This is a genomic window from Pseudarthrobacter oxydans, assembly GCF_013314975.1.
In the GTDB taxonomy this organism is placed as follows: Bacteria; Actinomycetota; Actinomycetes; order Actinomycetales; family Micrococcaceae; genus Arthrobacter; species Arthrobacter oxydans.
Window position 1 is genome coordinate 1 of the sequence record NZ_JABTYH010000003.1, and the last position, 19,595, is coordinate 19,595.

Sequence of the window (19,595 nt, forward strand, 5' to 3'; positions counted from 1 at the left end):
GCCTGGTGTTCACCGTCCTGCTCCTTCCCATTGCCGTGACCTACGCCAAGTGGATGGGACCCAAGCTCGAAAGTTCCGTCACCGAGGAGGTCCGCGAGGCTGTCTACGGCCGCGCCGCGCTGGTGGGTGCCTCCGAAGGATCCCACCACGGTGGCACGTCAACCATCACCGCCGACGACGACGCCGCACCTGCACAGGAGGACCTTCCGGACGATCCCGAGCTGGACCTGGGCACCCCGCCCGAGGGCGCCAAACCGCACCGCGTCGGCGCATTCCTTGCCTCCCTGCCCCTCCTGGTCCCGCTGCTGCTGATTGTGCTGAACACGGTCACGGGAGCCATGGACCAGAACGCCCAGGGCGTTGTGGGCGGCAAGTACGAGCCGTCCGCCTGGGTTGTTCCCTTCGCCTTCATCGGCAACCCGGTGATCGCGCTGATCATCGGCGTCCTGCTCGCCGTCTACGTGCTGCTGCCGCGGTGGACCCCGCGCAGCCGGGTCCAGGGCTGGTTTGCCGAGGCTGCGGCCTCCGCCGGCCTCATCCTGCTGATCACCGGTGCCGGTGGCGCACTGGGACAGGTGCTCCGCAGCTCTGGCGTGGGCGACGCCCTGGCTGAAGCCATTGCCGCCACCGCCCTGCCCGCCTTCCTGGTGCCGTTCCTGGTGGCCACGCTGGTCCGGCTGGCCCAGGGCTCGGGCACGGTGGCGATGATCACCGCCGCCTCCGTTACCGCCCCGCTGGTGGGCACGCTGGGCATCGATCCGCTGGTTGCAGCCATGGCCTGCACCGCCGGTTCCATGATCCTCAGCTACTTCAACGACTCCTACTTCTGGGTGGTCACCCGCTTCACCGGGCTCGAAGGCACCGCAGCGCTCCGCGGCTGGTCCGGCATCACCACCGCCGTGTGGGCCGGATCCATCCCGCTGCTGTTCATCCTGAACCTCATCCTGGGCTGAGCCGCTCCACTCCAGTGGACTGGCTGACCAAGAGCCGTAAGGGCCTGGGCCCGGTTGTCAACCGGGCCCAGGCCCTTACGCAATTCGGTACCAGGCAGGGTGGGCTACCCCCGTGCCTGCAGCCCCGGAACCCCGTCCTGGACGGTGAATGAAGCCTTCGTTGAAACCGGGGCGCCCGGCGTCGTGACGTAGTCCAGCGTCCGGAAGTCCGCGGTCAGCGCGTCCCGCGTGATCCTGGTGTTCACGTAGCCGCGGTTGTCATTGAAGAACTTCAGGTGCGGGTTCCAGGCCATCACGGGGTCCGTGGTGGAACCGGTGCCGTTGCCGGTGGAGGTGATGGACGTGCACACCAGCTCCGAACCCACCACCGGCGAGGCCGGATCCTTGTAGTCCACCTTGAGGTCGTTGGCCCAGTTGCGGTGCACATCGCCGGTGAGGACGACGGCGTTGCGCACCTTCGCGTCCAGCCAGCCCTGCGTGATGCGGCGGCGGGAGGCGGCGTACCCGTCCCAGCCGTCCATGGAGACGTCGTCAATCTCCACAGCCTGGGCCCGGTCCCGCTCGGCGAAGAACACCTGCTGGCCCAGGACGTCCCAGCGCTGGGTGGAGTTCCGGAACCCGTCCAGCAGCCACTTCTCCTGCTCCGCGCCGGTGATGGTCCGGTTCTCCGCGAGGCGTTCGGCCACATTCTTCTTCCAGCCGTCGCCGGCGAGCTGGTCGTCGCGGTACTGCCGGGTGTCCATCATGTGGAAGTTGGCCAGCTGGCCCCACTGGATGGTGCGGTAGATCTTCATGTCGAACCCGGCCGGCACGGAGGACCTCCGCAGCGGCATGTTCTCGTAGTACGCCTGGAACGCGGCGGCGCGGCGCTGGCGGAAACGTTCGGTGGTGTCGTTGAGCTGGCCGGCGTCCCTGTTCTCCGGAATCTCGTCCGCCCAGTTGTTGTCCACCTCGTGGTCATCCCACACCACCAGCCAGGGTGCCACCGCGTGCGCGGCCTGCAGGTCGGCGTCGGACTTGTACTGCGCGTGCCGCTGCCGGTACCCCTGCAGGGTGGTGGTTTCCGGGCCCTGGTGGTCGCGCGGGTTGCCGCCGCCGATCACGTAGCTGTCCTTCTTGTACTCGTAGAGGTAGTCGCCCAGGTGCAGCACCAGGTCCGGGTGGTCCTCGGCCAGGCGCGTGTAGGCGGTGAAGTAGCCGTGCTCGTACTGGGAGCAGCTGGCGAACGCCATGGCCAGGGCGGCCGGCGTCTCATGCGGCGCGGGGCTGGTGAGCGTGCGGCCCACCTGGCTGAGGTGGCGGCCGCTGCGGAAGCGGTAGAAATATTCGCGCCCGGGCTTGAGGCCCTGGAGCTCCACGTGGACGGAGTGGGCGGTTTCAGTCCGGGCGTGTTCGACGCCGCGGGCTACTACGGTGCGCATGCCCGCGTCCTCAGCCACTTCCCAAGCCACGGGGACCGGGCGTGCCGGCATGCCGCCGAGCCCGTCCTCGGCCAGGGGGTCCAGCGCCAGGCGCGTCCAGATCACGAAGCCGTCCGGCCACGGCTCGCCCGACGCTATGCCGAGCATGAAAGGGTCGGTGCGGAGGCCGGCGTCGTCAGCTGTGGACACGGCGACGGCGGCACCCGGCAGGGCGGCGACGAGCCCGGCGCCCAGGCCGGCGGAAATCAGGGATCTGCGGGAGATGTTGTCCATGAGTTCGAACCTAGGGACGCCGGTTGGACAGGTCCTGAGGGGAATGTGAATGAGCAGTTAACTGCGTGACAAGAGATGTCTTTTTGTCCGGAATCAGTCCGCCTTAGACAGCATCTCCCAAAGGGCCCTATCCAGCCAGGGCTGCGAGGAGCAAAATGACGGGATGAAAAGACTCCTTGCTGCCGGTTTCGCGGCGGCGGCGCTGGTGCTGGGCGGGATCACCCTGGCAGCCCCCGGTACCGCAGCCGAACCGTCCCACATCGCCGGGCAGATCATGGTCAAGTTCCGGGACCACGCCGCGGCGGCCGCCGTGCTGCGGGGATACGGACTCAGCGACGGACCCGAAATCGGCGGCACCGGCGCCCACCTGATCAAGGTCCTGGCCGGGAAGGAACTCCAGCTCATCGAAGCGCTGGACCGCAATCCTGCCGTGGACTATGCGGAGCCGGACGAGGTGGTCACGCCCGCGTCAAACGACCAGTACTTCGGCCGCCAGTACGCCCTGAGCAACACCGGCCAGTCGTTCACGAACACCGCCGGCACGCTGACTGTCGGCGCGGGCAAGGCGGACGCCGACGTGGATGCGGCCGAGGCGTGGGGCCGCACCACTGGCGGCGGCGTCATGGTTGCCGTCCTCGATTCGGGAGTCGCCAGCGACAACCCGGACATCGCACCGAAGGTGGTGGCACGGGCGAATTTCAGCGGGGCCAGCACCGGCGAGGACAACTACGGCCACGGCACGCATGTGTCCGGAACTGTTGCGGCCACCTCCGAAAACACCATCGGCGTGGCCGGGGTGTGCCCGGCGTGCAGCATCCTGGACGGCAAAGTCCTCAACGACAGCGGCGTCGGTTCGAGCTCAGGCCTCGCGAACGGGATCAACTGGGCGGTCAATAACGGGGCGAAGGTGATCAACATGAGCCTTGGGGTGCGGGCGTCACGCACTCTCGAAACAGCCGTCAACAACGCGTGGACCAAGGGAGCCGTGCTGGTGGCCGCTGCCGGAAACGGCGGGAACCAGACCAAGATCTACCCGGCCGGGTATGCCAACGTCATCGCCGTCGCCGCCACGGACAACTTCGACGCCAAGGCCTCCTTCTCCACCTACGGGGCAAGCTGGGTGGACATCGCCGCCCCCGGCGTCAACGTCTACTCCACCTTCCCGAACCACAAGTTTTACCTGGGAACACAAAACAACCGCTCGCTGGGCTACGACGTGGGCAACGGCACCTCGATGTCCTCCCCGATTGTGGCTGCCACAGTTGCCCTCGCCTGGAGCGTCAACCCGCAAGCGGGCAACACGGCCATCCGGGAGAAGGTCCAGTCAAGCGCCGACAAGATCTCCGGCACCGGCACCTACTGGGCCAACGGCCGCGTGAACGCGAACAACGCGGTCCGGTAACCGCAGCCCGCGGGTTGAAAGCTAGGACCCGGTTGCCTGTCCGCGGCGGAGGTTTTTCAGGTGGAGGTAGGCCATCAGCACCAGCAGGGGAGTGTGGATGGCCGGCAGGTTGTGGGCGAACCACCGGGGCAGGTAGATGTCCGTGACCGAGCCTGACTCGGCGCCGTACCGCCTGGCCAGGCCGGTGAGGGGGCAGCGGAACCCGTTTCCGGCGAACACCAGGGTTTCGGCGGTGACCACCGTCGCGGCCAGGCCAACCTTTTTATCGGTGCGTCCGGCCAGCCCGGTGATGAGCAGATAAACAACGCATGACTCGATCGACAGCCACGCCAGGGTGTGGACTGCCTTGATGGCGACCACGGCAGCGTGATTCTGTGTGGTCTCCGTCCCGTGGCGGGCAGCGTCATGGTGCCACAGCCAGGGGTGTCTCCTAATCACCTCTGCAACTTCCCATGCGGTCCCCGGGTGCAGAAGTGCCTTAAGTCCCGCCGATGGCGAGGTTTGCCTCCGCCGCTGCCGCTCCCGCGCTGAATGACAAATACCGCGCATCGCTCCTGCCCACGAGTTTCCCCAGCGCCTCCACCGCCTGCATGTCGGCCGAGCCCATGTCCGTGGACAGCCAGCGGATGATCAGCGCAGGGTCCGTGCTGGCACGAACAGCCGCTCCCAGGGCGAGGTCCAGCCGGTCCCGCAGGAGCTGTACCGCCATGTTTCCGGAACGGCTGAGCAGGGGAGCGCGGTAGGCCTCCAGCGCGGCAGCCACGTTGCCCCCGCGGAGCAGCCGCAGGACCCGGCCGGCATCCGACCGCCCGGCGAGCCGTTCCTCCAGCCGGTATGGGTTGGACGCTATGGCATCGCCCAGCAGGGACCGGACCCGGAACATTTCCGTCCGGATGGACGCTGCAATACCCGCATCGCCGTGGAGCTCATAGGCCAGTTCTTCAGCGCTCCAGCCCTGCATCCGCGAATCCAGCAGCGCCAGGATCTCCGCCCGCCGCAGGGTCAGCGGCACCCGGCTGCCGTTCCGGAACACCGCCGCCGGCTGGTCGCCGAGCAATTCAAGAGTCTTAACTGCCGCCGAAGGCCGCACTGCGGATCCGGCCCGGGATGGTGGCCGGGAAGCAGGCGCCAGGGAAGGGGCACCAAGGGAGGCGCCGCCGTCGGACGTCTTCAACAGCGCCTCCGCCATGCTCACGGCGCACCGCACCATCCGCAGCGTGTCCGCAGTAAGGGACTCCAGCGGGCCCGAAACGTCCAGCACGCCCAGCAGCCGGCCGGTGGAAGGATCGGTGATGGGCGCCGCGGTGCAGGCCCACTCGTGGTGCGTGCGGACCAGGTGCTCGGCGGAGAACAGCTGCACCGGACGGCCGGTGACCAGAGCCTCGCTGATGGCGTTGGTGCCGATTCCCGCCTCGGACCAGTCGGCCCCTTCGGAGAACTCCAGCCGGTCCGCCCGCCGGAGCACCTGGGCGCTGCCCACCCGCCACAGGATCTCGCCGGTGGCGTCCGTGAGCACCAGCAGGTGCCGTCCGTCGCTGGAGTCATCGGCCAGCAGCTCGCTGAGCGCCGGCATGACCTGCTGCAGCCGGTGCTCCCGCCGCAGTTCCAGGACCTCGGACACCTCGTGCAGGTGGCGGGGGCTGTGCTGGTCAGGGCTGATGCCCAGCGCCATGGACCGGCGCCAGGAGCTGGCAAGCAGTTCCGGGATTTCGGGCCGCGGAACGCCGGAGATCACCAGTTCATGGGCGCGGCGCAGCACGCGCGAGTACGCCGCCGGGTCCGAGAACTTCAGGCCGTGGTCCATGGCTCCCTTCCACCGCCGTCGCCTTCGCCCGGCGGTGCTGCGTGCAACGCTGCTGTAACCCCCACTGCGTTTCACTGGGGTGACGCAGCTCACGCCCGCCCAGCATATCGCAGGGTGCAGGACGGAAACGGAGCCGCCCCAACACCACGGACCATCACACAAAGGAGTGGACATGACCGAATCACCAACGGCAGCCGCGCAGGCCTGGCTTACGTCACTGGATGACGCCCTGCAGCGGCGCGACGTGGAGGCGGCGCTGGAGCTTTTCGGGGACGACAGCTACTGGCGGGACTTCGTGGCCTTCACCTGGAACCTCAAGACGCTCGAAGGCAAGGCCAGCATCCGGCGGATGCTGGAAGCCACGCTTGACCGTGTCCAGCCCGCCAACTGGGTGCTGGCCGAGGACGCCACCGGCAGCGCCGCCGCCGATGGAACGGTGGAAGCCTGGGTCACCTTCGAAACCGGCGCCGCCCGCGGCTACGGCCACCTGCGGCTGCGGGACGGCAAATGCTGGACGCTGCTCACCACCATGCAGGAACTCAAGGGCTTCGAGGAGAAGAAGGGCCCGCGCCGCGAGCAGGGCGTGGCGCACGAAATCACCCGCGGCCGCCGGTCCTGGCTTGAGCTCAAGGAAGAGCAGGAGGCGCGGCTCGGGTACGAGGAGCAGCCCTACTGCGTGATCATCGGCGGCGGGCAGGGCGGGATTGGCCTCGCGGCGCGGCTGCGGCGGCTGGGCGTGCCCACCATCATCATCGAAAAGAACCAGAAGCCCGGGGACTCCTGGCGCAACCGCTACAAGTCCCTGCACCTGCACGACCCCGTCTGGTACGACCACCTGCCCTACCTGCAGTTCCCGGATGACTGGCCAGTCTTCGCCGCCAAGGACAAGATCGGCGACTGGCTGGAGCACTACACCCGCATCATGGAGCTGAACTACTGGTCCGGCACCGAGTGCGTGGGTGCGGAGTACGACGACGGCACGCAGGAATGGGCGGTCAACGTCCTCCGCAACGGAGAACCGGTGACCCTCCGGCCCAAGCAGCTGGTCTTCGCCCTGGGCGTCTCCGGCTACCCCAGCATCCCCACGTTCGACGGCGCCGAGAGCTTCCTGGGGGAGCAGCGGCACTCCTCCCAGCACCCCGGCGGCGGGGACTGGACGGGCAAGAAAGCCGTGGTGATCGGCTCCAACAACTCCGCACACGATATCTGCGCGGACCTCTGGGAGCACGGCGCCGACGTGACCATGGTCCAGCGGTCCTCCACCCACATCGCCCGGAGTGAATCGCTGATGGACCTTGCGTTGGGCGGGCTGTACTCGGAGAAGGCTCTGGCTAACGGGGTGACCACCGAGAAGGCCGACCTCCTTTTCGCCTCGCTGCCCATGCGGATCCTGCCGGAAACCCAGGTACCCGTGTACCAGCAGATGGCCGAACGGGACGCGGACTTCTACTCCCAGCTGGAGGCCGCCGGGTTCGATCTGGACTTCGGCGTGGACGGCTCCGGGCTCTTCGTGAAGTACCTGCGGCGCGGCTCCGGCTACTACATTGACGTCGGCGCCTCCCAGCTGATCATCGACGGCCGGGTGAAACTGAAATCAGGGCAGGTTTCCAAGATCACCGGCAACGCCGTGGTGATGGCGGACGGCACGGAGCTGGAGGCCGACCTGATCGTCTACGCCACCGGCTACGGCTCCATGAACGGGTGGCTGGCAGACCTGGTCTCTCCCGAGATCGCAGACCGGGTGGGCAAGTGCTGGGGATACGGCTCAGACACGCCAAAAGACCCTGGTCCCTGGGAGGGGGAGCTGCGCAATATGTGGAAACCAACCAACGTCCCCAACCTCTGGATCCACGGCGGCAACCTGCACCAGAGCCGGCACTACTCGTCCTACCTGGCCCTGCAGCTCAAAGCCCGGATGGAGGGGCTGGAGACGCCGGTGTACGAACTGCAGCCCAGCCACCACACCCGCTAAAGGAAGAAACCCATCATGAAGGCAGCACGATTCCACGCCCGCAAGGACATCCGCATCGAGGACATCCCGGAGCCGGACCTCCGCGCCGGGGCGGTGGCCATCGACGTCGCGTGGTGCGGCATCTGCGGCACCGACCTGCACGAATACCTCGAGGGCCCCATCTTCTGCCCGGCACCTGGGCACCCGCACCCGCTCTCCCACGAGGAATCCCCGGTGACCCTGGGACACGAATTCTCCGGGACGGTCTCTGACGTGGGCGAAGGGGTGACAGGCCTGGCGAAGGGGGACAACGTCGTCGTCGAACCCTACTTTGTGGACGGGGACTGCGACATGTGCCAGGCAGGCAGCTACCACCTCTGCCGGCAGATGGGCTTCATTGGACTGTCCGGCGGCGGGGGAGGGCTGAGCGAGAAGATTGTGGTGGACGCACGGTGGGTGCACCCCATCGGCGACATCCCGCTGGATGAGGCGGCGCTGATCGAGCCGCTGTCCGTGGCCCATCACGCCGTGGCGCGCAGCGGCGTGAAGGCGGGAGATACGGCACTGGTGGGCGGGTCCGGTCCCATCGGGCTCCTGACCGCCGCCGTCCTCAAAGGGATGGGGGTAACTACGATCATCAGCGAGCTGACCGCGGCGCGGAAGGAGAAGGCCACCTCCAGCGGCGTGGCGGACCACGTGCTGGACCCGAGCAAGGAGGACGTTCCGGAGCGGGTGCGGGAGCTGACCGGCGGTGCCGGGGCCGACGTCGCCTTCGAGTGCGCCGGCGTGAACGCGGTGCTGGACACCATGCTCGACGCCGTCCGGCCGGGGGGAGTGGTGGTCAACGTGTCCATCTGGGGCGCGCCCGCCACCATCGACATGCAGAAGGTAGTACTCAAGGAGATCGACCTGCGCGGCACCATCGCCTACGTCCGCGACCACCCCGCCGTCATCAGGATGGTGCAGGAGGGCAAGGTGGACCTCAAGCCGTTCATCACCGGCCGGATCGCCCTGGAGGACCTGGTGGAGCAGGGGTTCGACACCCTGATCAACCACAAAGACACGGCCGTCAAAATCCTGGTGCATCCGTAGCGGACCCCGGCCGGGGAGGCGGGCGTGGCGGTCACGGCCGCCTCCCAGCCGGGTCCTTAGGATTGCACTCCATGGCGTACACACCGGCAGGCAGCTTCACCACCCGCCCCACCCTTCAGGGCACGTTCGGCATGACGGCCTCCACCCACTGGCTGGCCACGGCTTCGGCGCAGGCGGTGCTGGAGCGGGGCGGGAACGCGTTCGACGCCGCCGTGGCCGGCGCGTTCGTCCTGCACGTCGTCGAACCACACCTGAACGGCCCCGGCGGGGATATGACGGGCGTGTTCACCACCGCCGGCAATCCCTCGGAACCCGTTGTGCTCATGGGGCAGGGCCCCGCCCCGGCCGCGGCAACCCGGGAGCACTACCTTGCCGAGAGGCTGGAACTGGTGCCCGGCGCCGGTGCGCTCGCCGCTGCCGTGCCCGCCGCCGTCGACGCCTGGCTGCTGCTCCTCCGCGACCATGGCACGTGGGACCTGGCGGACGTGCTGTCCTTCGCCATCGGCTACGCCCGGAACGGGCACCCCGTCCTGGACCGCGTGGCCGGCACCATCGCCTCAGTTGCCGGGCTGTTCAGGGAGCACTGGCCGACGTCGGCCGCCCTCTGGATGCCGGACGGGAACGTTCCGGCAGGGGGAGACATCGTGAAGAACGTGGCCTACGCGGACGTCCTTGAGCGGCTCATTGCCGCCGGCCAGGATGCGGAGGCCGACGGCGGCACGCCAGCGCCGCGGCCAGCGCGGATCGACGCCGCGCGGCGGGAGTGGCGGGAGGGCTTGGTGGCCAAGGCGGCGGTTGAGTTCCTGGCCGAACCGCACCGCCACTCGTCCGGCACGGACCATGCCGGCGTGATCACGGAAGCGGACTTCGCGGGATTCTCGGCCGGCTACGAGGCCGCCGCCACGCTGGAGTTCCGCGGCCACACCATTGCCAAGACCGGTCCGTGGGGGCAGGGGCCGGCGCTGCTGCAGACGCTCGCGATCCTGGACGGGTTCGACGACGAGCACCTGGATCCCTCCACCGAGCTCGGCGCGCACACCATCCTGGAGGCGCAGAAGCTGGCCATCGCGGACCGCGAGGCGTACTACGGCGACGCCGCGGTGCCCCTGGACTGCCTGCTGGGCAGGGAGTATGCCGCGGAGCGGCGGCAGCTGATCGGGGAGAAGGCCTCGCACGCGTTCCGGCCCGGCGGGGTTCCCGGCCACACACCCTTCCTGCCGCCGCTGCGCACGGAGTACCTCCCGCCGTCGCTCGCTGCCCGCGGGGACGGTGCGTTCGCGGGCGTGGGCGAGCCGACGGTGCAGCCCACCGGGGAAACCCGCGGCGATACCTGCCACATCGACGTGGTGGACCAGTGGGGGAACATGGTCTCAGCCACCCCGTCCGGCGGCTGGCTGCAGTCCTCCCCGGCGGTCCCCGGGCTTGGCTTCTGCCTGGGAACCCGGCTGCAGATGACGTGGCTGGAGGACGGCGGCCCGTCCACGCTGACCCCCGGCAAGCGGCCGCGCACCACGCTGACGCCCACGCTGGTGCTCCGGAGCGGCCAGGCGGTGGCGGCGCTCGGGTCGCCGGGCGGCGACCAGCAGGACCAGTGGCAGTTGCTGTACCTGCTGCGGACGATTGTGGGCGGATATGAGCCCCAGCAGGCCATCGACGCGCCCGCCTTCCACACCACGTCCATCCCGGGGTCCTTCTGGCCCCGCACCTGGACGCCGGGCGGCGCGGTTGTCGAGGACAGGCTTGGGGACGGGGTGATCGCCGGACTTGAGGCGCGCGGCCACGTGGTGTCCCGGGCGGGGGACTGGTCCCTCGGCCGCCTGTCGGCCGTGGTGCGCTGTCCAAAGACCGGTGTGCTGAAGGCTGCCGCCAACCCCCGGGGCGGGCAGGGCTACGCGGCCGGGCGGTAGCTCGTTGCGGTACCCAACGCTGTGGGACTGGCGCCTGGCTCAGCGGACCTCAATGACTCCCATCATGCCCTGGTCCTCGTGGTCCAGGATGTGGCAGTGGTACACGGAGCGGCCGGTGAAACCCGTGAACCTGACCCGGACCTTCACCTGGCCGTTAGCGGGGATGTTCACCACATCCCGCAAGGTCACCGAGTCCGGGGCGGTCCCTGCCTGCTCCACAACCTGCATCGGCCAGACATGCAGGTGGAAGGGGTGGTCCATGGGGCTGGGGTTGAGCAGCGTCCACTCTTCCACCGACCCCGCCGCCGCAACGGTGTCCGTGCGGTCCGGATCGAAGGTCCGCCCGTTGAGGGTGAACGACATCATTCCCATGCCCATCCCCATGCCCGTCCCTGTGGCGAGGGTCAGTTGCCTGCGGGCTGCGACCACCGCGGTCCGCAGGTCCTCCGGTGCCGGCCGGGCGGGCACCGGCAGCAGCGGGGTTGGCTGCTCGGTGGCCGGGGTTCCGGACACCGAGAACGTTGCCAGCACCAGGTCCCCCGTGCCACCGGCGCCCTGGCCGCGGCCGCCCCGTCCCATCATGCCTGCCACGCTTCCCCGGTTGTAGTAGCCGGACCTGAGGGCGGACACACCGGCGGTGGCTGTTACCAAGACATCGGCACGGTTGCCCGGAGCAAGCAGCACCTCGTCCACCGCCTGCGGTGTGGGGAAACGGGACAGGTCAATACCCAGCAGCTCCCACTGCTGTCCGTCCAGCCGGAGCCGCAGGTAGCGGGCAACGCACGTGTTCACGATCCGCCACCGCTCGCGCTCGCCCGGGCGGGCGGAGAACTCCGGGCTGCTGTGGCCGTTCACCAGGACCAGCCGGCCTTCGCGCCCGAGCATCCGGTCCATTGGTGAGGCCTCCGCCAGGGCACCTGAGCCATCCAGGGTGAGGTCCGAAACCACGAGGGCGCGTTCCCGGCTGACAGCTGGCGCGTCCTCCTCCTCGACGATGATGGCGCCGAAAAGGCCGGCGGAAACCTGGTCTGCCACCATGCCGTGGTGGTGGGGGTGGTACCAGTACGTTCCGGGCGGGTGGTCCGCGGGGAGGCGGTGCTCATAGCTGAACGACTGGCCCGGCGGGACCATTACGAAGACGTTGTCACCATTGCCCTGGGGCGAGACTTGGAGGCCGTGGACGTGCAGGTTGGTGGGGACGCCCAGGTTGTTGACCAGTTCGATCTGGAGTGTGTCTCCGCCCCGCACCCGCAGGGTGGGGCCGGGGACGCTTCCGTTGTAGCCAAGGACGGATGCCCGCAGGCCACCGAGCGGCACCGATACGGGCGAAGCCTCGAGCCGGACCTTCAGTTGTCCCTCAGTGCTGCGCAGCTGCTCCGGCTCGGTGAGCCCACCGCCGGCTTCGGGGGAGAAGCGGGAGGTGGCCGTCCACAAGAGTCCGGCTCCGCCGGCCACCGTGGCCGCCGCTCCCAGGCCTCCCAGTAGCAGCGCCCTCCGCCGGCTGATGGCACGCATCAGCGGCCCTCGCCGAGGACCCTCAGCCGCTCGCGGTATTCCTCCTCGGAGAGTTCACCCCGGGCAAAGCGTTCATCGAGGATCTGCTGCGCCCGGGTCCGGCCGGCCTCAGGCCCCGGCAACTGCCGCGGTTCAGGATGGCGTTCTGACGTCCTCCCGGTGCCTGACAACCGCACGGCCACCAGCACCAGCAGGGCGATTCCCGCCAGCAGGAGGACGCCCCAGAGCCACATCATCCAGCCCATGTTCGAGCCGTAACCCCACATCATGACCGGCGCCCTTTCGCCCGCAAACCGCTGATAGGGCGATACTCCGCCGGTTCCCTCCCGGCCGCCAGAGTCCGAAGTCCTTTGAGGTCCGGCCAACCCACATCCGGCCAACCCAAACCCGGTCAACCCAAACCCGGTCAACCCAAAAGACGTGCCAACGCCCAGTCCCAGCGGATCAGTTCCTGCTCCAGCCGGACCGCGCGTCCATGTGCGTCGTTTTGCAGTTTTTCGTAGAGCGCCGCCTCGCCAGCGGTCAGCCGGTCCAACGCAGCTGTGGACGGTGCAGGCTCGCTGCCCCAAACGTCCCGGTGCGCAAGAAGCGTCGCTTCATCCATCAGCACGCTCACAACATGTGGGTGGACAGCCCTGAGCTGGTCAAGGATCTGGAACCCGTGGGTATCCAGGTCGCCCCAATACACGACTTCGCAGTCCCGCAGCCACGCTGCATCCCGTAGCGACGAGAAACCGTACCCTCCGCCGTAGATCGCCAAGGTTCCGGGCCGTTCCGGAAGGGCCAGGAAGTTCACCAGGTTCTCCGTGATCAGCACTTTCGTGACCGGCAGGCTCATTGTGCTGAACGCGTCAGCCGTCACCGTGACATCCCGCGCGTTGCCCAGCAGCTGAACAGCAGCATCCAGTGAACGGAACCGCACGAGCTCCGGAGGGTGCAGGAAACCATGCCTGGCGGCAAATCGGGCGGCGGGAGTCCGCGGGGAAGGCTGTCCCAGGAGGGAGCCGGCTTCAGTGGCCACGCCAGCCACCTGCTCCACACCAGCCACCTGCTCCACGGCAGCCTCCGGGGCATCGCCGCCCGCCGTTTTCGCGGACAGGGTTCCGAGTAGTTCGTCGATCACTGTCCGGTTGCCCTCGATGAACTTGGTGTGCACGCCGGGTAGGCTCAGTTGGCGGACGTAGACCCCGGGCTCCGGGTTGTCCCGCAGCCACAGTGCAATACGTGCTGCTGTGAGTGCGTCGGCGCCCAGGTCCAGCAGCTTCAGCGGCCGCCGCAGCGCCCAGGCCCGGAACATCGGATCCAGCCCGGCCAGTCCCTCGGCCAGTTCCACGAACCGGGCGGCATCTCCTGCCTTGCCCGCGAACGCAATCTCATCCTGTGCCGAAACGAAGACGACGGCGGACGGCAGATGATTGGCCCCGATGGTGTTGCGCCCCACCTGGGTAGTTTCCAGGGTGAAGGGACCCGCGGCGTCAAACAACCCGGCCGCCCACGCGCGCGCCTCCGCGTAGTCACGCAGGAGGGCCGCCGCCGTCGGCCGCTTCAAAGTACGACGGCGGGGGTAGGCCCCGCTTGGATCCAGCAGTTCGCGGAGGAGGGCGCCGTTGCTCCAGGCCTTCAGCGTCAGGGTGCGAAGGTCCGCAGGCGTGGTCCATCCCTGTGCCCGGCCCGCGGAGCTGTCAGCCGGCACGCCGGTCCCGCTCGTCCCGGTACTCCTGGATGGTCATGTTCCGCAGTTGTGAATCATTGCCATTCGTATTGGCCACGAAGCCCACGTGTGCCACAAACGGCTCAATCACGTGGATCTTCTGCAGGGGAGTGACAATCAGCAGCTGCAGCTTCATGCGCTGGAACAGCTCCAGGCCGTAGCGTGCAGACTCGTCGGAGCCGCGCCCAAACGCCTCGTCGATCACCACAAAACGGAAGCTGCGGCCCTTGCCCTCACTCCTCCCGGCACCGGCAGGAGACGGCTTGGCGCCCAGCCCGAACTGGAACGCCAGCGCTGCAGCCAGGATGGTGTAGGCCAGCTTCTCCTTCTGGCCGCCGGACTTGCCGCCGGAATCGGTGAAGTGCTCAAACTCCTCTCCGGTCTCGGTCCACTTCTCGGAGGCGGAGAACGTAAACCAGTTCCGCACGTCCGTTACTTTCGCGGTCCACCGCTCGTCCAGGGCGGTGAAGCCGTCCCGCCCGCGGAACCGTTCAATCAGGCGCTCCACCTGCAGATACTTCTGTTCGGAGTACTGGTCCTCGTCCCCGATGGTTCCCTCCGAACAGGCCCGCAGGTCCGTTCCGAACTGCCGCACGTCCAGGTCCGTGGTGTTTTGGTGCTCCAGCTGGATGTGCCGGCCGCGGTTGTATTCAATGGTGGCCAGGGACTCGTTGATCTTGTTGATCCGGCTGACGATGTCCTGCCGGCGGCTGTCCAGGAACGCATTGAACGCCACCACTTCGTGGATGGTGTTCTGGTTAAGGGACTCCTTGAAGTGCGCCTCGAACTTGGGCAGATCGTTCTTCTCCAGCTGCTCGAGCAGGCGGCTGTAGTCTCCGGCGGCATCGAGGGACGCGTCGATCTCCGTGGTTTCGTTTGGATACTTGTTCCGAAAATCGGCCATCAGGCGCACCGTGCCGGCCTCCGCCGTGGCCAGGCGCTTGGACAGCGCATCGATGGCCTTTGTCAGCTCCTGCCGCACCGCGCTCTCCACGGCAACGGTGTTCTTATAGGTGAGGATTCTTTCCCCGGGCGCCCCGGCGGCGAGGCCGGCCACGGATGCCAGCAGGCCGGCGTCGTCCGTCAGCGGGTCCTCCGCCAGCACGGCACGGCACTCGGCGATAGCCTCCGCCAGGTTCTCGGTGTCCTTCTCATTGGCTCCGAGCCGCTGCTGGATCTTGCCGGCCCGCTCTTCGAAACGCTGCAGGTCACCCTTCAGGGCAGCCTCCCGGTCCGCAAGTTCCTGGAGGATGTTGCTGGCCGACTCCAGCGCCCGCCGCTCCTCCTTGGACTCCTCGATCCGCCGGGCTGTGCGCTCCCAGCTGATCTCCCCGAAATCCGCCACCGAGCGCAGGGTGCCGAGTTGCTGGTTCTTCCGGCCGAGGTCGCCCAGCTGGCGGTCGACGTTGGCCAGCTGCGTCGCAGCCACTTGGAGCTGGCCCTTTGCCTCCTCCAGCTCGGCCAGGAACCTGTTGATCTTTTCCTGGTTGTCCCAGCCCAGCACGTAGTTCCGCCGGTCCGCGATGTCCTTGCGGTCATCCTTCTCATGCCGTCCCCTGCCGCCCTTGAGCTGCCCGTTGGCGGTGAGTGCTTTGGGAAAGCGCCGGAAGTCGGCCAGCGTGTCACAGCAGACGTAGTCGAACCGGCCGGCCAGTTCCTCCAGCAGGAAGTCGCGGAACGGCGTGCCCTGCTTGATGGCGATCTTGGCAGCCAGGGTTCCGGGTTCGGCGGTCCGGGCGGAGTACGAATCACCCACCTTCAGGTAAACGAGCTTGCCCTTGAGGTTGTTTGTGTCCACCCAGCTGCTGACCGCAGCGTAGTGCTCGGCCGGTACCAGCAGGGACAAGGCGAAGCCCCTGAGGGTCCGTTCGGCTGCGCCTTCCCAGGCGGCTTCGCCGTCGCGGAGGCGCAGCAGCTCGCCGACGAACGGCAGCGCCTTCTCCGGCACGCCGGTTCCCTCGCACAGCCGGCGGCGGATTCCCACCTGGTCCAGCGGCAGCAGGTTCCGCCGGGACTGGAGGCTGGTGAGTTCCGCTGTGAGGTCTGCAGCGCGTGCGGTCCGGACGGTGCGCGTCATGGTCAGCTCGGTGCGCTGCTCCTGGAGGTCCCTGTTCTGTTCCGCCAGCCCGGATTCCACGGCCGCCAGACCGTCCCTGTTGGCGTCGAACAGCACCCGGTCCTCCGGGGCCCGCAGGCCCAGCTCCGCGGCGGCGGCTGCATAGGCCTGGTGCCGGGTACGTTGGACGGCGGCTTCCCGCTCGAGCCGGGCGATCTCTGCGTCGATGGCCGCCAGCCGGCCGCCGCCGTTTGACCGGATGTCCTCGGCAACGGCGCTAAGACTGTGCCGGAGTTCGGTGATGCGGGCGGTGACGGACGCATTGTCCTCGCGGAGCCGCTGGCCGGCGCTGTCCAGCTCGGCGGCATGCTCAAGGCTGAGGATCAGCTTCTGGTTGGTGAACCACGGGTGCAGCTGGTCCCGCTGGTCCCTGGCCTCCTGGTCCTCGATGGTGAGTTTGGCATGCCTGGCAGCGCCCTCACGGATGGGGGCCAGCATGGCGATCTGGTCCTTGGCGCGCAGCACGGCACCGTGGGCCTTCTTGAGGTCGTCGAAGTGGTGGATCAGGTTCTTGATCCGGCTCTCGACGTCGTCTTCGTCCAGCATGTTGGTGCGCACGAAGGAGGTGATGTTCTCCACCTGCTTCATGGACACCGTCCGGTGGAAGAGCTCCATGGCCTGGTTCCCGCTGATCCCGAACTGGCGTTTGAATGCTGCAGCGTAGGGCTCGAAGGTGTCGTGCACCGTGGCGCCGGCTGCCTTGAGCTTCTTCTTCAGTTTGAAGGGGTCCTGGCCGAAGTTGGCGAAATCCGCCGCGATGGTCTGGTCCGTTTCCGCGAGTGAATAGAAACGGTAGGGCTGGCCCGCCTCCTGGACCGCCCACAGCGTGACGGCCAGCGTCACCGACTTGTCCATCACCGCATTGCGGAAGACGGCGAGCACCACCGTAAGCGTTCCCGTACCGCGCAGCGCCACAGGTTTGGAGTTCTCTCCGCCGGTGCTGCGGGTGCTCTTGTGGTATCCCCGCACGTAGGACATGAGGGTGCGTTCCCTCTTCTGGGCACCCGCAGCCTTGTTGTATTCGATCTTGTTTGCCGGCAGCAGGAGCGTGGTGATGGCATCCACCACCGTTGACTTACCCGAACCTATGTCGCCCGTCAGGAGGCTGTTCGCCCCGTCCAGGCGGAACGTCCGCACGCCCTGGTGGAACGTGCCCCAGTTGAGCAGCTCCAACCGGTGCAGCCGGAAGCCCGGGGGAGTGCCGGCGTCGTCCGCGCTGGACCCTTCCGGAGCCTTCGCCGGGTCCTCAAGGCTGAACAGGCTGTCCTGCAGATCGGCGGTCACGGCAGTTCCCCTTCAGTGGTGCTCTGAGAAGTTTCCGGTGGAGCGCCGGAGGGTTCCTCCAAGGACGCCCGGTAGTCAGCGAGCCGCGCGTCGAACTCCTCCAGCCACTGGGCGTCGACATAGGCCTTCAGGATCCTGGCCACCTCGTAGGTGGCGGCCTGGTCGCGGAGCCTGCGGAGGAAGCCGAGCTCAACCACTTTTTTTATGGTGACGCCCAGCTTGTCCAGGATCTTGGCCTGGTTGCTGGAGTCCGGCAGGAACACCGCCACCATATCCACGATTTCCTGCTCCGTCATGATGAGCCGGAGCTCGCTGCTGTTGGCGTCGAACTCAAGCATCCGGCCGCGCAGCAGGGCCAGCAGGAGGCTGACGTCAAAGGTAAGCCGGCGGCGCGGAATCAGCCGGGGCAGGTTGCCCTCAGGGTCCTCCCTTGACCGCAGGAACGCGTAGCCCTCCGACTCGTCCAGGATCAGGTCCAGCCCCAGCACCACCACATAGTCCCGGACCTGGGATTCCAGGGTAAGGAGGGACTGCCACACTTTCTCGTCCGACTCGGCGTAGAGCACGCCACGGAACAGACGGGTCACGACGCCGGGCAGTTCCTCGGGCGTGCGGGCGGTTTCCATCGTCTCACTGGGGTTCATGCCGGCCTCACAAAAATGATCTGGTCGATGGTTGCTTCGCGGATGCTGCCGTCGGCGAGCTTCCACTGCAGCTGCTGCGGAACGTCGTCACGGATGCTGGCCCATTCGGATTCGCTGGCCAGTTGGTAGTAGGCCACGATTTCGGCGAGTCCCTGCTGCAGGGGATGGGCCTGGGTCACTTCAACGAGTGTGGCCTGCTCGGCGCCGGCCAGGACGGCATCCACATTCGCCTGCAGCCGCTCCTTGTCCACGTGGAACTGGCTGAACAGGGCACCGGCGTCCACCTCCGAATCATCGGCGGCCAGCACGGCGTCGTCCACCATCGTCTTCCGGCTTGGCTCGTACAGCGGCCGTTCGAAGGGCAGGGCGACATCCACCGACTGCGCGGCGATCTCCATGAAGACGCCCGACGGCGGCGCCTCCCGGGTGCCCAGCGCACGGGATTCGATGCTTCGCACCAGCCGCATGATGCGCTTGTTTTCGAGGAAGACTTTGTCATCCAGGAGCCGGCGCATCTGTTCGGAGAGTTGGCGGACGGTGCCCTGTGTCTGGTCGACGGCGGGCAGCCAGTCCTGGTGCAGCCTTGTCACGGCGTGCAGGTCCTCCACGCCGGAGAGCGCTTCGATTTCCGTGGCACGCTGCAGCAGGTCCTGCAGTTCGATGCGCAGCTGGGGCGACATCAGATAGTCCCAAAAACCCTGGAACGTGCGGCCCTGGAGGGAACTGCTGATGCCCTGCTGGTTCGCGAAGATGGTCTCCAAAAGTTCGCCCTGGGTCCCGTCCCAGGTGGCGATCTGTTCGCGCACCTGCCGGTCCAGCTTCCGGAAGTTCTGCTCCACCTCCCGGAAATCGGAGAGCAGATCTTTGGCGAGGGTGGTCAGCTGCTGGAAGTGGTCCAGTGCCTCAGGAGCGGTCATCACCCTGATGTTGCCGTCCCTGATCCGCTGCATCTCGGCATCGATGCCGTCCCGCTGGCGCTGCAGCTCGGCGAGCCGGACTTCGGGGTCGGTCTCCGACTGCTGCACCAGGGCCTTCAGGACCGCGAAGATGCTGGTAAGCCTGGACTGGGTGGCCACGAAGTCCCGCCCGCGAAGGTTCTCCACCCACCGGACCACGTCCTCGGCGGCGGGGGTGAGGTCGTAGTGCGGTTCGTCCTGGCCGGGAACGTAATACTTCCGCAGCCAGGCCTTTTCCGGCGCTGCCCAGTCGTCCAGGTACTCCCCGGCGGGCCGGGGGAACTTGTCCTCGCCGTAGACGTCCCGGAGGCCGAACAGGACGTCATCGAGGTGGTCGATGAGCTGCTGCCGGCCGATATCCCGCTGGTTGGGCCCGGTGAAGGCCTTCATGAAGAAGGACAAGGCCAGCGGCGCGTTCTGCGCCCGGAGCAGGGACCATCCGGCGTGGTTCTCACGCAGGCTGTTGATGGCGTAGAAATCCAAGGCGTCCTCAGGGGGCTTCCGGCGGCCGAATGACTTATGTGCCCAAGCTACACGCAGCCGCCGACAATTGCGGAGGAGGAGGG

At 67.6% G+C, this 19,595-nt stretch carries 14 protein-coding genes; 5 read left to right on the forward strand and 9 right to left on the reverse strand.

The window, feature by feature from the left end:
- Positions 1 to 953: GntP family permease (locus HTS88_RS02875; RefSeq protein ID WP_174175314.1), on the forward strand; the 953-nt coding region annotated here is incomplete at its 5' end.
- A gap of 104 nt (positions 954 to 1,057) precedes the next feature.
- Here the strand turns inward: HTS88_RS02875 and HTS88_RS02880 are convergent.
- Positions 1,058 to 2,647: an alkaline phosphatase D family protein gene (locus tag HTS88_RS02880; protein WP_174175316.1), complete on the reverse strand. Its 1,590-nt coding sequence runs from the start codon at positions 2,645 to 2,647 to the stop codon at positions 1,058 to 1,060.
- Positions 2,648 to 2,810: 163 nt separating this feature from the next.
- Between HTS88_RS02880 and HTS88_RS02885 the strand changes: the two genes are divergently transcribed.
- A complete protein-coding gene (locus HTS88_RS02885; protein ID WP_174175319.1) occupies positions 2,811 to 4,049 on the forward strand; it encodes a S8 family serine peptidase in 1,239 nt (412 codons plus the stop codon).
- A gap of 21 nt (positions 4,050 to 4,070) precedes the next feature.
- Here the strand turns inward: HTS88_RS02885 and HTS88_RS02890 are convergent, their stop codons facing one another.
- Entirely contained in the window at positions 4,071 to 4,487 is a 417-nt protein-coding gene (locus tag HTS88_RS02890) for a hypothetical protein (RefSeq protein WP_343044870.1), read from the reverse strand.
- A 40-nt stretch (positions 4,488 to 4,527) separates the two neighbouring features.
- Positions 4,528 to 5,853, reverse strand: coding sequence for a GAF domain-containing protein (locus tag HTS88_RS02895; RefSeq protein ID WP_174175321.1), 1,326 nt, complete (start codon positions 5,851 to 5,853; stop codon positions 4,528 to 4,530).
- A 172-nt stretch (positions 5,854 to 6,025) separates the two neighbouring features.
- On the opposite strand from HTS88_RS02895, the gene HTS88_RS02900 reads away from it, so the two are divergent.
- The 3 genes from HTS88_RS02900 to HTS88_RS02910 all read left to right on the forward strand — a co-directional run bounded on the left by HTS88_RS02900 (position 6,026) and on the right by HTS88_RS02910 (position 10,803).
- Positions 6,026 to 7,825 (forward strand): NAD(P)/FAD-dependent oxidoreductase, encoded by a 1,800-nt coding sequence (locus HTS88_RS02900; RefSeq protein ID WP_174175323.1) that lies wholly within the window; start codon positions 6,026 to 6,028, stop codon positions 7,823 to 7,825.
- Positions 7,826 to 7,840: 15 nt separating this feature from the next.
- On the forward strand, positions 7,841 to 8,896 hold the full coding sequence (locus HTS88_RS02905) for a 2,3-butanediol dehydrogenase (protein ID WP_174175325.1): 1,056 nt from the start codon (positions 7,841 to 7,843) through the stop codon (positions 8,894 to 8,896).
- Positions 8,897 to 8,967: 71 nt separating this feature from the next.
- Positions 8,968 to 10,803 carry a gamma-glutamyltransferase family protein gene (locus tag HTS88_RS02910; protein ID WP_174175327.1) on the forward strand — a complete coding sequence of 612 codons (1,836 nt, stop codon included), beginning with the start codon at positions 8,968 to 8,970 and terminating at the stop codon, positions 10,801 to 10,803.
- A gap of 39 nt (positions 10,804 to 10,842) precedes the next feature.
- Here the strand turns inward: HTS88_RS02910 and HTS88_RS02915 are convergent, their stop codons facing one another.
- The 6 genes from HTS88_RS02915 to HTS88_RS02940 form a co-directional block, all read right to left on the reverse strand.
- On the reverse strand, positions 10,843 to 12,318 hold the full coding sequence (locus tag HTS88_RS02915; protein ID WP_174175329.1) for a multicopper oxidase family protein: 1,476 nt from the start codon (positions 12,316 to 12,318) through the stop codon (positions 10,843 to 10,845).
- Positions 12,318 to 12,587, reverse strand: coding sequence for an SHOCT domain-containing protein (locus HTS88_RS02920; protein WP_174175331.1), 270 nt, complete (start codon positions 12,585 to 12,587; stop codon positions 12,318 to 12,320). The genes HTS88_RS02915 and HTS88_RS02920 overlap by 1 nt, the downstream gene beginning before the upstream one ends.
- A 137-nt stretch (positions 12,588 to 12,724) precedes the next feature.
- Complete coding sequence (locus HTS88_RS22395) at positions 12,725 to 14,011, reverse strand: Wadjet anti-phage system protein JetD domain-containing protein (protein ID WP_174175333.1); 1,287 nt, start codon at positions 14,009 to 14,011, stop codon at positions 12,725 to 12,727.
- A complete protein-coding gene (locus HTS88_RS02930) occupies positions 14,001 to 17,429 on the reverse strand; it encodes an ATP-binding protein (protein WP_174175335.1) in 3,429 nt (1,142 codons plus the stop codon). The genes HTS88_RS22395 and HTS88_RS02930 overlap by 11 nt, the downstream gene beginning before the upstream one ends.
- A complete protein-coding gene (locus tag HTS88_RS02935) occupies positions 17,426 to 18,073 on the reverse strand; it encodes a DUF4194 domain-containing protein (RefSeq protein ID WP_174175337.1) in 648 nt (215 codons plus the stop codon). The genes HTS88_RS02930 and HTS88_RS02935 overlap by 4 nt, the downstream gene beginning before the upstream one ends.
- Positions 18,070 to 19,512 carry a DUF3375 domain-containing protein gene (locus tag HTS88_RS02940; protein WP_174175339.1) on the reverse strand — a complete coding sequence of 481 codons (1,443 nt, stop codon included), beginning with the start codon at positions 19,510 to 19,512 and terminating at the stop codon, positions 18,070 to 18,072. The genes HTS88_RS02935 and HTS88_RS02940 overlap by 4 nt, the downstream gene beginning before the upstream one ends.
- Positions 19,513 to 19,595 lie beyond the last annotated feature (83 nt).